Origin of the sequence: Enterobacter sp. HMSC16D10 (assembly GCF_001807145.1) — a bacterium.
Classification (GTDB): Bacteria; Pseudomonadota; Gammaproteobacteria; order Enterobacterales; family Enterobacteriaceae; genus Enterobacter; species Enterobacter roggenkampii.
The window spans coordinates 71,651-87,097 of sequence record NZ_KV787878.1 but is presented as its reverse complement, the minus strand read 5'-3'; the positions used below and the strand labels follow the sequence as shown (position 1 = coordinate 87,097).

The 15,447-nt window shown below is 53.7% G+C and carries 17 protein-coding genes; 12 read left to right on the top strand and 5 right to left on the bottom strand.

Translation table 11 applies throughout. From position 1 onward, the window contains the following. Positions 1–188 precede the first annotated feature (188 nt). Complete coding sequence (sohB, locus tag HMPREF3143_RS11330) at positions 189–1,235, top strand: protease SohB (protein WP_070533077.1); 1,047 nt, start codon at positions 189–191, stop codon at positions 1,233–1,235. Positions 1,236–1,269: 34 nt separating this feature from the next. On the opposite strand, the gene HMPREF3143_RS11325 is transcribed toward sohB, so the two are convergent. Beyond that, positions 1,270–1,521, bottom strand: a complete 252-nt coding sequence (locus HMPREF3143_RS11325) for a YciN family protein (RefSeq protein ID WP_003856804.1) — start codon at positions 1,519–1,521, stop codon at positions 1,270–1,272. A gap of 399 nt (positions 1,522–1,920) precedes the next feature. On the opposite strand from HMPREF3143_RS11325, the gene topA reads away from it, so the two are divergent. The 6 genes from topA to acnA all read left to right on the top strand — a co-directional run bounded on the left by topA (position 1,921) and on the right by acnA (position 9,403). Next, positions 1,921–4,518: a type I DNA topoisomerase gene (topA, locus tag HMPREF3143_RS11320; RefSeq protein ID WP_070533075.1), complete on the top strand. Its 2,598-nt coding sequence runs from the start codon at positions 1,921–1,923 to the stop codon at positions 4,516–4,518. A gap of 187 nt (positions 4,519–4,705) precedes the next feature. Then, positions 4,706–5,680, top strand: a complete 975-nt coding sequence (gene cysB, locus HMPREF3143_RS11315) for an HTH-type transcriptional regulator CysB (RefSeq protein ID WP_008502814.1) — start codon at positions 4,706–4,708, stop codon at positions 5,678–5,680. 336 nt (positions 5,681–6,016) lie between these two features. Then, positions 6,017–6,157 carry a YmiA family putative membrane protein gene (locus HMPREF3143_RS11310; RefSeq protein ID WP_213374860.1) on the top strand — a complete coding sequence of 47 codons (141 nt, stop codon included), beginning with the start codon at positions 6,017–6,019 and terminating at the stop codon, positions 6,155–6,157. Positions 6,158–6,159: 2 nt separating this feature from the next. Further along, positions 6,160–6,330: a hypothetical protein gene (locus HMPREF3143_RS25940; RefSeq protein ID WP_021240301.1), complete on the top strand. Its 171-nt coding sequence runs from the start codon at positions 6,160–6,162 to the stop codon at positions 6,328–6,330. A gap of 137 nt (positions 6,331–6,467) precedes the next feature. After that, entirely contained in the window at positions 6,468–6,566 is a 99-nt protein-coding gene (ymiC, locus tag HMPREF3143_RS26300) for a small membrane protein YmiC (RefSeq protein WP_032623144.1), read from the top strand. A gap of 161 nt (positions 6,567–6,727) precedes the next feature. Further along, positions 6,728–9,403: an aconitate hydratase AcnA gene (acnA, locus tag HMPREF3143_RS11295; protein WP_045410387.1), complete on the top strand. Its 2,676-nt coding sequence runs from the start codon at positions 6,728–6,730 to the stop codon at positions 9,401–9,403. Between the two features lie 36 nt (positions 9,404–9,439). On the opposite strand, the gene ribA is transcribed toward acnA, so the two are convergent. Then, positions 9,440–10,030, bottom strand: coding sequence for a GTP cyclohydrolase II (ribA, locus tag HMPREF3143_RS11290; RefSeq protein ID WP_008501210.1), 591 nt, complete (start codon positions 10,028–10,030; stop codon positions 9,440–9,442). A gap of 196 nt (positions 10,031–10,226) precedes the next feature. On the opposite strand from ribA, the gene pgpB reads away from it, so the two are divergent. From pgpB to yciH, 5 genes are all read left to right on the top strand, one after another. Next, the gene (pgpB, locus tag HMPREF3143_RS11285) at positions 10,227–10,994 is read left to right on the top strand and encodes a phosphatidylglycerophosphatase B (RefSeq protein WP_070533073.1); all 768 of its coding nucleotides are present in this window, start codon (positions 10,227–10,229) and stop codon (positions 10,992–10,994) included. A gap of 148 nt (positions 10,995–11,142) precedes the next feature. Beyond that, complete coding sequence (locus tag HMPREF3143_RS11280) at positions 11,143–11,451, top strand: LapA family protein (RefSeq protein ID WP_008501212.1); 309 nt, start codon at positions 11,143–11,145, stop codon at positions 11,449–11,451. A 6-nt stretch (positions 11,452–11,457) separates the two neighbouring features. After that, positions 11,458–12,627 carry a lipopolysaccharide assembly protein LapB gene (gene lapB, locus HMPREF3143_RS11275; protein WP_044596559.1) on the top strand — a complete coding sequence of 390 codons (1,170 nt, stop codon included), beginning with the start codon at positions 11,458–11,460 and terminating at the stop codon, positions 12,625–12,627. A 185-nt stretch (positions 12,628–12,812) separates the two neighbouring features. After that, positions 12,813–13,550 (top strand): orotidine-5'-phosphate decarboxylase, encoded by a 738-nt coding sequence (pyrF, locus tag HMPREF3143_RS11270; protein ID WP_025913077.1) that lies wholly within the window; start codon positions 12,813–12,815, stop codon positions 13,548–13,550. Next, the gene (gene yciH / locus HMPREF3143_RS11265; RefSeq protein ID WP_023344329.1) at positions 13,550–13,876 is read left to right on the top strand and encodes a stress response translation initiation inhibitor YciH; all 327 of its coding nucleotides are present in this window, start codon (positions 13,550–13,552) and stop codon (positions 13,874–13,876) included. The genes pyrF and yciH overlap by 1 nt, the downstream gene beginning before the upstream one ends. Before the next feature lie 105 nt (positions 13,877–13,981). Here the strand turns inward: yciH and osmB are convergent, their stop codons facing one another. From osmB to HMPREF3143_RS11250, 3 genes are all read right to left on the bottom strand, one after another. Beyond that, positions 13,982–14,200 carry an osmotically-inducible lipoprotein OsmB gene (osmB, locus tag HMPREF3143_RS11260; RefSeq protein WP_008501216.1) on the bottom strand — a complete coding sequence of 73 codons (219 nt, stop codon included), beginning with the start codon at positions 14,198–14,200 and terminating at the stop codon, positions 13,982–13,984. A 259-nt stretch (positions 14,201–14,459) separates the two neighbouring features. Then, positions 14,460–15,212 carry a DNA-binding transcriptional regulator YciT gene (locus tag HMPREF3143_RS11255; protein WP_063618498.1) on the bottom strand — a complete coding sequence of 251 codons (753 nt, stop codon included), beginning with the start codon at positions 15,210–15,212 and terminating at the stop codon, positions 14,460–14,462. 44 nt (positions 15,213–15,256) lie between these two features. Next, positions 15,257–15,439 carry a YciZ family protein gene (locus HMPREF3143_RS11250; RefSeq protein WP_021240294.1) on the bottom strand — a complete coding sequence of 61 codons (183 nt, stop codon included), beginning with the start codon at positions 15,437–15,439 and terminating at the stop codon, positions 15,257–15,259. Positions 15,440–15,447: the final 8 nt, after the last annotated feature.

The window sequence follows — 15,447 nt, the reverse complement described above, 5'->3', positions numbered from 1 at the left end:
GAATTCGCCTGATAATTCAATCAGTCTACAGGACGCATTGCTGAAAAATTAACAATTTGCAAATATTTAAACGCCAGACCGGGGATTCCTGAAGGCGCCTCGCAGAGGTAGTGTCACGAGCGAGACGCATGGGCAGGGGGTGTTGTACACTGCCGTGAAAGATTCGTGGTTAAATCAAGGTGGAACGCGTGGAATTACTTTCTCAATATGGGTTGTTTTTGGCGAAAATCGCGACGGTGGTGATTGCCATTGCGGTGGTTGCCGTTCTGATTGTCAACCTGACGCAGCGCAAGCGTCAGCGTGGGGAGTTACGCATCACCCGCCTGAGCGAGCAGTATAAAGAGATGCAGGAAGAGATGTCTCTGGCGCTGCTTGACAGTCATCAACAGAAACTGTGGCTCAAAGCCCAGAAGAAAAAGCATAAGCAGGAAGCCAAAGCGGCAAAGGCAAAGGCGAAGCTCAATACGCCACAGGATAAGGTCACGCCACGGGTTTACGTGCTCGATTTTAAAGGCAGCATGGATGCGCATGAAGTCGCGTCTTTGCGCGAAGAGGTCACTGCCGTGCTGGCCGTGGCGACGCCGCAGGACCAGGTCGTTGTTCGTCTTGAAAGCCCGGGGGGCGTGGTGCACGGCTACGGCCTGGCGGCCTCTCAGCTGCAGCGCCTGCGTGAAAAACAGATCCCGCTGACCGTGGCCGTAGATAAAGTGGCGGCGAGTGGTGGCTACATGATGGCCTGCGTGGCGGACAAAATTGTGGCCGCACCGTTCTCGATTATTGGCTCGATCGGCGTGGTCGCACAGATCCCGAACTTTAACCGCTTCCTGAAAAATAAAGAGATTGATATCGAGCTTCACACCGCGGGTCAATACAAACGTACCCTGACGCTGCTGGGGGAAAACACGGAAGAAGGGCGCCAAAAATTCCGTGAGGATCTCAACGAAACACATCATCTCTTTAAAGACTTTGTGCACCGTATGCGCCCGACGCTGGACATTGAGCAGGTCGCAACGGGTGAGGACTGGTACGGCGTTCAGGCGCAGGAGAAAGGGCTGGTGGATGAAGTCGGAACCAGCGACGATCTGCTGCTCAACCTGATGGAAGGCCGGGAACTGGTGGGCGTCCGCTTTGCCCAGCGCAAGCGACTCCTTGACCGCTTTACCAACAGTGCGGCAGAAAGCGCGGACCGCCTGCTGCTCCGCTGGCTACAGCGGGGACAAAAACCGCTGCTGTAAACAAAAACGCGAGGCTTATGCCTCGCGTTTTGCGTTAATCGACCAGGTGATATTTCTCGGAAAGCGTATGTGCCAGGTATTTAAACATGTTAAACACGGCGGTGCTTTTCGGGGTCGGTAAGCCCTGTTCATCAAGGAAGTATTCGCCGCTGAAAACCAGCACGCCATTTCGCTGCTCTACGCCGGTGGCTTCAATGCCTGCCAGCGTATCTTCATGGTCACGAATAAGCTTGTTTGCTTCGATAAGCAGAGAGGCTCGGTCAATAGGTTGGGTCGTATTCTGCATAATCCACTCCTTAAACAGTGACAATAGTCTACGCCGAGGGCGCTTTGGGGGCAAATTTTCCCTGTAATGTGAGGGGATAAGGTGCAGGGGCCTGGCTGGCAGGATTTGCTTTTGCATGCTAATAAAGTTGCGTAACGAATTTTATCAGGTAGAGTGTGCGCTTTCGTCATTCTGGCAACAGAATTGCTTGACATTCAACCGGGAATTCGTCACGAATTACACGAGATGTGAGAAAAATACCCGAGAACTCAATCACCTGGGCGTTTTTTCTTTAACGCCCGGTAAGACAAAGGGGTTGATATCTCCTGACGCAGTCGCAATATCATTGGCTCGTCGTCAGCGGAAGGGAAATCAACGTGCGGCGTATTCCTGGAAGAATTAAATTAGGTAAAGGTGAATATGGGTAAAGCTCTCGTCATCGTTGAGTCCCCGGCAAAAGCCAAAACGATCAATAAGTATCTGGGTAATGACTACGTGGTTAAGTCCAGCGTTGGTCATATCCGCGATTTGCCGACCAGTGGCTCAGCCAGCAAAAAGAGCGCAGACTCTACCTCCACCAAAGGGGCTAAAAAGCCTAAAAAGGATGAACGTAGCGCGCTTGTCAACCGCATGGGTGTTAACCCATGGCATAACTGGGATGCACAATATGAAGTGCTTCCAGGGAAAGAAAAAGTCGTTAACGAGCTGAAGCAGCTGGCTGAAAAAGCAGACCACATCTATCTCGCAACCGACCTTGACCGCGAAGGGGAAGCCATTGCGTGGCACCTGCGGGAAGTGATCGGGGGTGATGACAAACGCTACAGCCGCGTAGTGTTTAACGAAATTACGAAGAATGCGATTCGTCAGGCGTTTGAGAAGCCGGGCGAGCTAAACATCGACCGTGTTAACGCCCAGCAGGCGCGTCGCTTTATGGACCGCGTTGTGGGCTACATGGTTTCTCCACTGCTGTGGAAAAAGATTGCCCGTGGCCTGTCCGCAGGTCGTGTGCAATCCGTCGCCGTGCGTCTGGTCGTTGAGCGCGAGCGCGAAATTAAAGCCTTCGTGCCGGAAGAGTTCTGGGAAGTCGATGCCAATGTGACCACGCCGGGCGGTGACGCTCTGCCGCTGCAGGTAAGCCACCAGAACGATAAGCCTTTCCGCCCGGAAAACCGCGACCAGACCATGGCCGCCGTGGCGCTGCTGGAAAAGGCACGCTATCAGGTGCTGGAACGTGAAGACAAGCCGACCAGCAGCAAGCCTGGTGCGCCATTTATCACCTCCACCCTGCAACAGGCGGCGAGCACCCGTCTGGGTTACGGCGTGAAGAAGACCATGATGATGGCCCAGCGCTTGTATGAAGCAGGTTACATCACCTACATGCGTACCGACTCAACCAACCTGAGTCAGGACGCGGTCAACATGGTGCGTGGCTACATCAGCGACAACTTCGGTAAGAAATACCTGCCGGAAAGCGCTAACCAGTTCGCCAGTAAAGAGAATTCTCAGGAAGCGCACGAAGCGATTCGTCCTTCTGATGTCTCCGTGCTGGCTGAATCGCTGAAAGATATGGAAGCCGACGCGCAGAAGCTGTATCAGCTGATCTGGCGTCAGTTCGTGGCGTGCCAGATGACCCCAGCCCAGTACGACTCCACCACGCTGACCGTTGGCGCGGGTGATTTCCGTCTCAAGGCGCGCGGTCGTATTCTGCGTTTCGACGGCTGGACAAAAGTGATGCCTGCGCTGCGTAAAGGTGATGAAGACCGAACGCTGCCTGCGGTGAACAAAGGTGATGAACTGTCTCTGGTTGAGCTGATCCCGGCTCAGCACTTCACCAAGCCACCGGCACGCTTCAGTGAAGCATCTCTGGTAAAAGAGCTGGAAAAACGCGGTATTGGCCGTCCGTCGACCTACGCGTCAATTATCTCGACGATTCAGGATCGTGGTTACGTCCGTGTTGAAAACCGTCGTTTCTATGCGGAAAAAATGGGTGAGATCGTCACCGATCGTCTGGAAGCCAACTTCCGCGAGCTGATGAACTACGATTTCACCGCGCAAATGGAAGACAGTCTCGACCAGGTTGCCAGCCACCAGGCGGAATGGAAAAAGGTCCTCGACAGCTTCTTCAGCGACTTCACCGACCAGCTTGAAAAGGCGGAGAAAGACCCTGAAGAGGGCGGCATGCTGCCTAACCAGATGGTACTGACCAGCATCGACTGCCCAACCTGTGGCCGCAAGATGGGGATCCGTACTGCCACCACGGGCGTGTTCCTGGGCTGCTCCGGCTATGCGCTGTCGCCAAAAGAGCGCTGCAAAACCACCATCAACCTGGTGCCGGAGAACGAAGTTCTCAACGTGCTGGAAGGTGACGATGCGGAAACGAACGCTCTGCGTGCCAAGCGCCGCTGCAAAAAATGCGGCACGGCAATGGACAGCTACCTGATCGATCCAAAACGCAAGCTGCACGTGTGCGGTAATAACCCAACGTGTGACGGGTATGAGATCGAAGAGGGCGAGTTCCGCATTAAAGGCTATGACGGCCCGATTGTGGAGTGCGAGAAGTGTGGTTCTGAAATGCACCTGAAAATGGGACGTTTCGGTAAGTACATGGCCTGTACCAACGACGAATGTAAAAACACGCGCAAAATTCTGCGTAACGGTGAAGTGGCCCCGCCGAAGGAAGATCCGGTTCCGCTGCCAGAATTGCCGTGTGAGAAATCCGACGCGTACTTCGTGCTGCGTGACGGCGCGGCAGGTGTCTTCCTGGCCGCCAACACCTTCCCGAAATCGCGCGAAACCCGCGCGCCGCTGGTGGAAGAGCTATATCGCTTCCGCGATCGTCTGCCGGAGAAACTGCGTTATCTGGCCGATGCGCCGCAGCAGGATCAGGAAGGCAACAAAACCGTGGTGCGGTTTAGCCGTAAAACTAAGCAGCAGTATGTTGCGGCAGAGAAAGAGGGTAAAGCGACCGGATGGTCAGCCTTCTTTGTCGATGGCAAATGGGTTGAAGGCAAGAAATAATCTTTCTTAACCGTAACTTACCTGTGAAAGGGCCGGATTTCCGGCCCTTTTTTATTACCTTGTTATTATTTTTTGTTCCGTACTATACAGTCAGGCTATAAATGATATAGTGGTTATAGTTAACCTGTTTCTTATTATTAAATCGTCTTAAGCGATTGACCGCATGCGCTAAATCGGATGGTCTGGCATGAAATTACAGCAGCTTCGTTATATCGTTGAGGTGGTGAATCATAACCTTAACGTCTCTTCTACCGCCGAGGGGCTATATACCTCGCAACCGGGCATCAGCAAACAAGTTCGTATGCTGGAGGATGAGTTAGGCATTCAGATCTTCGCCCGCAGCGGTAAGCATCTCACTCAGGTGACGCCTGCAGGGCAGGAAATCATTCGCATTGCGCGTGAAGTCCTCTCTAAAGTCGATGCGATTAAGTCTGTGGCGGGGGAGCATACCTGGCCGGATAAAGGCTCGCTGTATATTGCCACGACGCATACTCAGGCGCGCTATGCGCTGCCCGGCGTGATCAAAGGCTTTATCGAGCGTTATCCTCGCGTCTCGTTGCATATGCACCAGGGCTCGCCAACGCAAATCGCTGAAGCCGTCTCTAAGGGGAATGCAGACTTTGCCATCGCCACCGAAGCGCTTCACCTGTATGACGATCTGGTGATGCTCCCGTGCTACCACTGGAACCGTTCTATTGTGGTGACCCCCGATCACCCCCTGGCGGGTAAAGGGTCGGTCACTATCGAAGAGCTGGCCCAGTATCCTCTGGTGACCTATACGTTTGGCTTTACCGGTCGGTCCGAGCTTGATACGGCATTTAACCGGGCAGGGTTAACGCCGCGCATTGTCTTTACCGCGACCGATGCGGACGTGATTAAGACCTATGTCCGGCTTGGATTGGGTGTGGGCGTCATCGCCAGCATGGCGGTCGATCCGGTGTCAGACCCTGACCTGGTGCGTCTTGATGCGCACGACGTTTTCAGCCATAGCACCACAAAAATTGGGTTCCGCCGCAGCACCTTCCTGCGCAGCTATATGTATGATTTTATTCAGCGCTTTGCCCCTCATTTAACGCGCGACGTGGTGGATACCGCCGTGGCATTACGCTCAAATGAAGATATTGAAGAGATGTTTAAAGACATCAAACTCCCCGAAAAATAATCACACCCGGTATCTTTCCCCCAGGGAAAGATACCGAAATAACGCCTCAAAGCTAAATTAGAATTATCATCATCTGCTTTCCCTGCCATATAATGTCATTAGCCATTTGCTTTGTAAGGTTTTAATGTCGTGAATTGGCGACAAAAGTAGAAACTAATTTACGCCTCCGCAAATTTTTCTTTTCAATAATTTATTTCTGGTCAAAAGATTGAATATTTCATACCTCCCGGTGCGTAAATTCACTGGCTTTTCGGCTAAAGTTTCTTTAGGATTTATCTCAACAGATGATTAATTGTACCAATTGTTTGGTCCTAAATGATAAGCGATGTCGATTGTATGAGGTTAGCAATGCCTTCAGGAAGTGAAGAACCGCAAAGGGATCCTGCGCTCAAGCGTAAAGCCTGGCTGGCGGTCTTTCTCGTCTCCGCCTTGTTTTGGGTGGCTGTTGCTCTCCTGGCCTGGAGATATTGGGGTTAAATATGGCAGTGACGGTACGTACCGCTTCGGTAAAACAGATGTGTCAGCATCGTGACAACGGCCACAGAGGGCGTAAAGCACCTGCAACTGTTGTACCTGCGTCCTGGAAACTGACGCCGCAGCAGCAAGCGTTTATTGATGTGTTCGCAGAAGACGAACCCAAAAAACAATAATTTAGTTTATTGCGTAATGATGCAAATAGTCTGAATATCGACTCTGCACTTTTGTACTCTTTAATAAATACACATCAGCAATATAGCACTGAGGAACAACCTCGGAATTTTTATAAATAATGCCTGGTGTCCCTATGATGAATAACATGACGTCTCACAAATACTGGTCGTGGATCGGCGTTTTTACCGTGTCGATTCTGTTCTGGAGTCAGCTCATCTGGCTGGCGCTCCACTAAATTGTAAAACCTCGCTACGGCGGGGTTTTTTGTTTCCCCCTTGTGGAGCAATCCGAAATTTATCAATTTGGGTTGTTATCAAAACGTTACGACATCTTTGTGTTATCTTTAATTACAGCCCTGATGATTGTCGGGACATCTCTGTGATTAAGGAGGAGCTTATGTCGTTAACCCTACGCGAAGCCAGTAAGGACACATTACAGGCAGAAAATAAAACCTGGCATTACTACAGCCTGCCGCTGGCTGCCAGAACGCTTGGGGACATTTCGCGTTTACCCAAGTCCTTGAAAGTTTTACTTGAAAATCTCTTGCGCTGGCAGGACGGTGAATCCGTCACGCTCGATGATATCCAGGCGCTGGCAGGGTGGCTTGAGAAGGCCCATGCCGACAGAGAAATCGCCTACCGCCCGGCAAGGGTGCTGATGCAGGACTTTACCGGTGTTCCGGCCGTGGTTGATTTAGCCGCGATGCGCGAAGCCGTGAAGCGTCTCGGCGGAGATACGGCAAAGGTTAACCCGCTTTCCCCCGTTGACCTCGTCATTGACCACTCCGTGACCGTTGACCACTTCGGTGATGACGATGCCTTTGGTGAAAACGTTCGTCTCGAGATGGAGCGTAACCACGAGCGCTACGTCTTCCTGAAGTGGGGACAGCAGGCGTTCAGCCGATTTAGCGTGGTCCCGCCAGGCACCGGCATTTGTCACCAGGTAAACCTTGAATATCTGGGTAAAGCCGTCTGGAGCGAATTGCAGGATAAAGAGTGGGTGGCTTATCCGGACACGCTGGTGGGCACGGATTCACATACCACCATGATCAACGGTCTGGGCGTGCTGGGCTGGGGCGTCGGCGGTATCGAAGCGGAAGCCGCCATGCTCGGCCAGCCGGTATCCATGCTTATTCCGGATGTGGTGGGCTTCAAGCTCACCGGAAAGCTCTCTGAAGGCATTACCGCCACCGATCTGGTGCTGACCGTCACCCAGATGCTGCGCAAGCATGGCGTGGTGGGCAAGTTTGTCGAATTCTACGGTGACGGACTGGATTCACTGCCGCTGGCCGACCGCGCCACCATTGCCAATATGGCGCCGGAATACGGTGCCACCTGCGGCTTTTTCCCCATTGACGACGTCACGCTGGAGTACATGCGCCTCAGCGGCCGCAGCGAAGAGCAGGTCGCGCTGGTGGAAGCGTACACCAAAGCGCAGGGCATGTGGCGTAATCCGGGTGATGAGCCTGTTTTCACCAGCACGCTTGAACTCGATATGGGAAGCGTCGAAGCGAGCCTCGCGGGGCCGAAACGCCCGCAGGACAGGGTTGCGCTGACCGACGTGCCGAAAGCGTTTGCCGACAGCAATGCCCTGGAAGTGAACGTGGCGCAGAAAGACCATCGTCCCGTCGACTATGTTCTGAACGGACATCAGTATCAGCTTCCGGACGGCGCGGTTGTGATTGCCGCGATTACCTCCTGCACCAACACGTCCAACCCCAGCGTATTAATGGCGGCCGGTCTGCTGGCTAAGAAAGCGGTAGAACTTGGGCTAAAACCTCAACCGTGGGTTAAGGCCTCGCTGGCACCGGGCTCCAAAGTGGTGTCGGATTACCTGGCTCAGGCCAAACTGACGCCGTACCTGGACGAGCTGGGCTTTAACCTTGTGGGCTACGGCTGTACGACCTGTATTGGTAATTCCGGGCCTCTGCCTGAACCTATCGAAACGGCGATCAAGCAGGGTGACCTGACGGTCGGCGCCGTACTGTCCGGTAACCGAAACTTTGAAGGGCGCATTCACCCGCTGGTGAAAACCAACTGGCTTGCTTCGCCGCCGCTGGTGGTGGCTTATGCCCTGGCCGGGAACATGAATATCAACCTGGTGACCGATCCGATTGGTCACGATCGTAAGAATGATCCTGTCTATCTGAAAGATATCTGGCCTTCTTCACGTGAAATCGCGCTGGCCGTTGAGAAGGTCTCTACCGAGATGTTCCGCAAAGAGTACGCGGAAGTCTTTGAAGGCACGCCGGAATGGAAAGCCATCAACGTTGCAGGTTCGGATACCTATGGCTGGCAGGATGACTCGACCTATATTCGTCTGTCGCCGTTCTTTGATGAGATGCAGGCCGAGCCGGCGCCGCTTAAGGATATCCATGGCGCGCGTATCCTGGCCATGCTGGGGGATTCTGTCACGACGGATCATATCTCTCCGGCGGGGAGCATCAAAGCCGATAGCCCGGCAGGCCGCTATCTGCAAAGCCGGGGGGTGGAACGCCGCGATTTTAACTCCTACGGTTCGCGCCGCGGTAACCATGAAGTCATGATGCGCGGGACCTTTGCCAACATCCGCATTCGTAACGAAATGGTGCCGGGCGTGGAAGGGGGCATGACGCGCCATCTGCCGGGGACGGAAGTCGTGTCGATTTATGATGCGGCGGTCAAATACCAACAGGAAGGGACGCCGCTGGCGGTGATTGCCGGGAAAGAGTACGGTTCCGGCTCCAGCCGCGACTGGGCGGCGAAAGGCCCGCGCCTTCTTGGCGTTCGGGTGGTCATCGCCGAATCGTTCGAACGTATTCACCGTTCGAATCTGATCGGCATGGGGATCCTGCCGCTTGAGTTCCCGCAGGGCGTGACGCGTAAAACGCTGGGCCTGACCGGGGAAGAGCAGATTGACATTAGCGGCCTGCAAAACCTGCAGCCGGGTAAAACGGTGCCGGTAACGTTAACGCGGGCAGACGGGAAAACCGAGGTGCTGGATTGTCGGTGCCGTATTGATACGGCAACCGAGCTGACCTACTACCAGAACGACGGCATTTTACATTATGTGATTCGTAAGATGCTGGATTGATGAAACGAGCCCGGCACGCGTGCCGGGCTTTTTATATCACTCTTTGAGCAGATGGCCCATTTTGGCGGCTTTGGTATCAAGGTAGTGGGCATTTTTCGGGTTACGGCCGACAATCAGCGGTACACGTTCAACGATGTTGATCCCGGCTTCGGTCAGGATCTCCACTTTTTTCGGGTTATTGGTCAGCAGACGAACTTCGTCTACCCCCAGCAGCTTGAACATATCGGCGCATAAGGTGAAGTCACGTTCATCAGCCGCAAAACCGAGCTGATGGTTGGCTTCAACCGTATCGTAGCCCTGGTCCTGAAGCGCGTAGGCGCGAATTTTATTCAGCAAACCAATGTTACGCCCTTCCTGACGGTGATAAAGCAGCACGCCGCGGCCTTCTTCAGCAATGTGAGAAAGGGCCGCTTCCAGCTGGAAACCGCAATCACAGCGCAGGCTGAACAGCGCGTCGCCAGTGAGACACTCTGAATGGACGCGGGACAGCACCGGCGTCTGCCCTGAAATGTCGCCATACACCAGTGCGACATGATCCTGTCCGGTTGCCAGTTCTTCAAAACCCACCATCAGGAAATCGCCCCATGGGGTTGGCAGTTTGGCTTCTGCCACACGTTTAAGCTGCATGTGATTCTCCAGAGTAGGCTGACACGTTTCGTGCCTGTGCCCTGTTTTGCTTTCTGTATCAGTTTATTTTGCCACAAGCTCAGCAGGTTCGCCTAATGGGCACCATGCGATATGACCGTTAAAAGCACGATCCGACATCTCCACCCAGCGAACAAATTTCAGTTATGATTGTGACGCTTAGCAAAAAGGAGAAGACATGCATTCAATCGCCAGACGTACGGCAGCAGGTGCGGCCATTTTACTGATTATGCCTTTGGCCGTATGGCTTTCAGGGTGGATGTGGCAGCCCGGGCAGAACGCCACTTGGCTGAAAACGTTATACTGGATTACGGAAACGGTGACCCAGCCCTGGGGAATTATCACCCACGTCCTCCTGTGCGCCTGGTTTCTGTGGTGCCTGCGCTTTCGTCTGCGCGCGGCGCTAATGCTCTTTGCGATCCTCGGCGGCGCTATCCTTATCGGTCAGGCCGTAAAATCCTGGGTGAAAGATCGCGTTCAGGAGCCGCGTCCTTTTGTCGTCTGGCTGGAAAAAACGCACCATGTTCCGGTGGATGAGTTCTACACTTTAAAGCGTAAAGATCGTGGCGCACTGGTGAAAGAACAGCTTGCGGAACAGCAGGATATCCCGAAATTCTTGCGTAAACACTGGCAGAAAGAGACCGGGTTCGCGTTTCCCTCCGGCCACACCATGTTTGCGGCCAGCTGGGCGCTGCTGGGGGTTGGGCTGCTTTGGCCTAGACGTCGAACGGTCACCATCGTGATTTTACTGGTCTGGGCGACGGGAGTGATGGGCAGCCGCTTATTGCTGGGGATGCACTGGCCACGGGACCTGGTCGTCGCCACGCTCATCTCGTGGATGCTGGTGATGCTGGCGACCTGGCTGGCTGAACGATTCTGCGGCCCGCTAACGCCACCGCCGGAAGAGAAAGAAGAAATAGCCGAAAGGGACCAAACGGACGCCTGAAGGTTGATATTGCGCATTTTGCCCATAGATCCATGACTGGCGCGTCACTTTTTCCATTTCGCGCCCGTCACTAAAATGGTAGTTTATAAGGCTGATTGCGGTAAGTTGAACATACTTTATTCGCTTGAACCACATAACGGGAAGTAATGTGAAATATTTACTCATTTTCTTACTGGTATTGGCGATTTTTGTCATTTCAGTCACATTGGGTGCACAAAACGATCAGCAGGTGACGTTTAACTATCTGCTGGCTCAGGGCGAGTATCGCGTGTCGAGCCTGCTCGCGGTCTTATTTGCTGCAGGCTTTGCCATTGGCTGGCTGGTTTGCGGTTTGTTCTGGTTAAAAGTCCGTGTTTCGCTTGCGCGCGCTGAACGTAAAATCAAACGACTCGAACATCACATTGCGCCTGCGTCCGACATGCCGGAAAGCTCTGGCGTGCCGGTCGTGAAGGAATAATCGACGATGCTGGAGTTGTTGTTTCTGCTTTTGCCTGTCGCCGCAGCCTATGGCTGGTATATGGGCCGCAGAAGTGCGCAACAAACAAAACAGGATGAGGCCAACCGGCTCTCCCGCGACTACGTTGCGGGGGTGAACTTCCTCCTGAGCAATCAGCAGGACAAAGCGGTAGACCTGTTCCTCGACATGCTGAAAGAGGATACGGGGACCGTTGAAGCCCATCTTACCCTGGGGAACCTGTTCCGCTCGCGCGGCGAGGTTGACCGCGCCATTCGTATTCACCAGACCCTGATGGAAAGCGCCTCGCTGACCTACGATCAACGACTGCTGGCCGTACAGCAGTTGGGACGAGATTACATGGCTGCGGGGCTGTACGATCGCGCTGAAGATATGTTCACCCAGCTGGTAGATGAAACGGATTTCCGCATTGGCGCGCTGCAGCAGTTGCTGCAGATTTACCAGGCCACCAGCGACTGGCAGAAAGCCATTGATACGGCTGAACGTCTGGTGAAGCTGGGTAAAGATAAGCAGCGCGTTGAGATCGCCCATTTCTACTGTGAGCTTGCCCTTCAGCAGATGGGCAATGACGACATGGACAAAGCCATGGCGCTGCTGAAGAAAGGTGCCGCCGCGGACCGCAACAGCGCCCGTATCTCCATCATGATGGGGCGCGTTTTTATGGCGAATGGCGACTACGCCAAAGCCGTTGAAAGCCTGCTGCGGGTTATCGACCAGGACAAAGAGCTGGTCAGTGAAACGCTGGAAATGCTGCAAACCTGCTATCAACAGCTGGACAAGCGGGAAGAGTGGGTGGCATTTCTGCGTCGCTGCGTGGAAGAGAATACCGGCGCAACCGCGGAACTGATGCTTGCTGACGTTGTTGAGCAGTATGAGGGGGGCGACACCGCGCAGGTCTATATCACCCGACAGCTTCAGCGTCATCCGACCATGCGGGTCTTCCATAAGCTGATGGATTACCACCTGAACGACGCGGAAGAAGGGCGCGCGAAAGAGAGCCTGATGGTGCTGCGCGACATGGTTGGCGAGCAGGTGCGCAGCAAACCGCGCTACCGTTGCCAGAAGTGTGGTTTTACCGCCTACACGCTCTACTGGCATTGTCCGTCCTGCCGGGCCTGGTCCACCATCAAGCCCATCCGCGGCCTGGACGGGCAGTAATTTTTTAAAAGCCTTCATTTTAGTTACAACATACTAATGATTTTTAACGGCTTCTGAGCACCGTGCGGTTTGCCGGCCTGGCAGGCAGATAAATGGATTCTGTCAATTTGCGGCGTCGGCAGGTAGAATGCTGGCCGTTTATCTGTTCCGCGCCGCTGCGCGCCCATAGACGAAAAGGGCTGGTCATGACGTCTGTTACATCCTCCACTTCCCGCGTAATTACGGATTCTCCTGTTGTTGTTGCGCTTGATTACAATAAGCGTGACGCTGCACTGGCGTTTGTCGACGGTATCGACCCTCGCGATTGCCGCCTGAAAGTTGGCAAAGAGATGTTCACGCTGTTTGGACCGCAAATCGTTCGCGATCTGCAACAGCGCGGCTTTGACGTTTTCCTCGACCTCAAATTCCATGATATTCCGAACACCACGGCCCACGCCGTTGCTGCAGCCGCCGAGCTGGGCGTATGGATGGTCAACGTCCATGCGTCGGGTGGGGCAAGAATGATGACCGCTGCCCGTGAGGCGCTCCTGCCGTTCGGTAACGACGCGCCGCTGCTTATCGCCGTCACCGTGCTGACCAGTATGGACGAAAATGATTTACGCGACCTTGGCGTGACGTTGTCACCTGCGGAACATGCCGAACGTCTCGCGCGTCTGACGCAGCAGTGCGGCCTGGATGGCGTAGTCTGCTCCGCGCAGGAAGCGGTACGTTTCAAATCAGCGCTGGGCCAGGATTTTAAACTCGTTACGCCGGGGATCCGTCCTGCGGGCAGCGACGTGGGCGATCAGCGTCGCATCATGACGCCTGAGCAGGCGCTGGCGGCGGGCGTTGACTATATGGTTATCGGGCGTCCGGTGACGCAGTCTGCAAACCCGGCAGAGACGCTTAAGGCTATCAACGCATCGCTGAACAAGGGGGCATAATGACCGATTCCAACAGCCGTCTGGTCTACTCAACCGAGAGCGGGCGTATCGACGAACCGAAAGCCAAAGTGGAACGTCCGAAGGGGGACGGTATCGTGCGCATTCAGCGTCAGACCAGCGGACGTAAGGGGAAAGGGGTCTGCCTTATTTCCGGTATTGATCTGGATGATGCTGAACTGACAAAGCTGGCTGCCGAACTGAAAAAGAAATGTGGATGCGGCGGGGCCGTGAAGGACGGCATTATCGAAATCCAGGGTGATAAACGTGATTTAATTAAATCACTGCTCGAAGCCAAAGGCATGAAAGTCAAACTGGCAGGCGGCTAAAATAAATGAGCCACGGCAAATGCCGTGGCTCGTGTTATATACGTGCGTATGTCAGACCTGAAATGCGTTTAAATATCGCAATATCGAGGAAGGCTTAGATAATAGTTATTTGCCAACCTGGTGACCGATAATACCACCGACAGCAGCGCCACCTAATGTACCCAGCGTACTACCATCCGTTAATACTGCACCACCGAGAGCACCGGCACCGGCACCAATCGCGGTGTTACGGTCACGTTTAGACCAGTTAGAGCATGCGCTCAGGGACATAGCGACAGTGATTGCCAGAACAGCGGCGGCTAATTTTTTGCTGGTTAAGGTCATAATACTTTCTCCTGAATTATCGATTCACGGAAAGATGTACACGTTAAGTATAGACTAATCGAATACTTAATTCTTTTCCCCGTGAAAGCTGGTCGCGCAGGCGTTACTTCATCACGCAGGTGATAGTCACTTCCTGTTATATCGCTAATAGTAATTTTACGACTTTAGGGCAGGTTAAACAGGTAAAAACTCTTAAAGCAGGGTTAAGAATCATCTCAGAGAAAGACGTGTGCGCCCGAAATACGGGCGCGGAGGGAAATCAGGCGCTGGCTTTAATAATATTGACGATCAAACCGCTCTCTTCGAGTTTATTGCGATGCGCTTCGCTCAAACGGTCATCGGTAATCACGCGGCTAAAGCGTGAAGCGGGACCCATCGTATAAGGGTGAACGGCACCAAATTTAGAGCTGTCGGTGAGCACAATGGCTTCGCACTCTTTTTCCAGTACGGCATTCACCACGTCAGAGCGCATCATATCCCGGCCGGTAAAGCCTGTCTCCGGCTGCCAGCCGTCAATCCCGATAAAGGCCTTACTGAAATGAACCTGCTGGACGTACTGACGGGTCAGCGGGCCAACCATGCTTTCACTTTTTTTCTGATAGATGCCGCCCAGCAGAATCACCTCGCAGCGCGTCTCTTTAAGTAAATGCGCGATATAGCTGCTGACGGTGATAATGGTGACGTCTTTTTGATCGGCAAGCGTTCGCGCCAGAAGGGCATTACTGCTGCCGTTTTCAATAAAGACGGTCTCGCCGTTGTTCACCAGGGACGTAGCAAATTCCGCCAGTTCACGTTTGAGCGCGTAGTTGTTCATCATGCGCGTCTCAACGTCATCACTGTCCAGCGGGACCGCATAGCCGTGCGCGCGACGCAGGTAGCTCTGTTTTTCCAGCAGATTAAGATCCTGACGGATGGTGACTTCAGAAACGCCAGTGGTTTTAGCGAGTTCGACTACGCTTACGCGTCCCTGATCGATGACCATCTGCAAAATGAGTTGTTGTCGGGAATTCATAGCATCCATTTAATAAAGCGAAACGAGGTCGGAAACGGTGGGGGTTAAACTTCCCACGGCGCTTTTGGCTGTCTGTTTTCGGGCGCATCGTCAGCGCCATTCTGAGCAAGAAGTTCAGACTTCAGGATCTCAAGATTACGGATAGCAGAGTGATAATCGCCCGCCACCAGGATATCCAGCACGGTATCAATTCGTTGTGCTACAGCTTGTGCGTCAATAGTTGACATAATCTCAC

Excerpts from the sequence above, each read along its gene's own strand:
- HMPREF3143_RS11325 (WP_003856804.1), bottom strand. The coding sequence starts at position 1,521 with ATGCAGAATACGACCCAACCTATTGACCGAGCCTCTCTGCTTATCGAA.
- acnA (WP_045410387.1), top strand. The coding sequence starts at position 6,728 with ATGTCGTTAACCCTACGCGAAGCCAGTAAGGACACATTACAGGCAGAA.
- pgpB (WP_070533073.1), top strand. The coding sequence starts at position 10,227 with ATGCATTCAATCGCCAGACGTACGGCAGCAGGTGCGGCCATTTTACTG.
- osmB (WP_008501216.1), bottom strand. The coding sequence starts at position 14,200 with ATGACCTTAACCAGCAAAAAATTAGCCGCCGCTGTTCTGGCAATCACT.
- pyrF (WP_025913077.1), top strand. The coding sequence starts at position 12,813 with ATGACGTCTGTTACATCCTCCACTTCCCGCGTAATTACGGATTCTCCT.
- HMPREF3143_RS11250 (WP_021240294.1), bottom strand. The coding sequence starts at position 15,439 with ATGTCAACTATTGACGCACAAGCTGTAGCACAACGAATTGATACCGTG.
- yciH (WP_023344329.1), top strand. The coding sequence starts at position 13,550 with ATGACCGATTCCAACAGCCGTCTGGTCTACTCAACCGAGAGCGGGCGT.
- HMPREF3143_RS25940 (WP_021240301.1), top strand. The coding sequence starts at position 6,160 with ATGGCAGTGACGGTACGTACCGCTTCGGTAAAACAGATGTGTCAGCAT.
- ribA (WP_008501210.1), bottom strand. The coding sequence starts at position 10,030 with ATGCAGCTTAAACGTGTGGCAGAAGCCAAACTGCCAACCCCATGGGGC.
- ymiC (WP_032623144.1), top strand. The coding sequence starts at position 6,468 with ATGAATAACATGACGTCTCACAAATACTGGTCGTGGATCGGCGTTTTT.
- cysB (WP_008502814.1), top strand. The coding sequence starts at position 4,706 with ATGAAATTACAGCAGCTTCGTTATATCGTTGAGGTGGTGAATCATAAC.
- lapB (WP_044596559.1), top strand. The coding sequence starts at position 11,458 with ATGCTGGAGTTGTTGTTTCTGCTTTTGCCTGTCGCCGCAGCCTATGGC.
- topA (WP_070533075.1), top strand. The coding sequence starts at position 1,921 with ATGGGTAAAGCTCTCGTCATCGTTGAGTCCCCGGCAAAAGCCAAAACG.
- HMPREF3143_RS11255 (WP_063618498.1), bottom strand. The coding sequence starts at position 15,212 with ATGAATTCCCGACAACAACTCATTTTGCAGATGGTCATCGATCAGGGA.
- HMPREF3143_RS11310 (WP_213374860.1), top strand. The coding sequence starts at position 6,017 with ATGAGGTTAGCAATGCCTTCAGGAAGTGAAGAACCGCAAAGGGATCCT.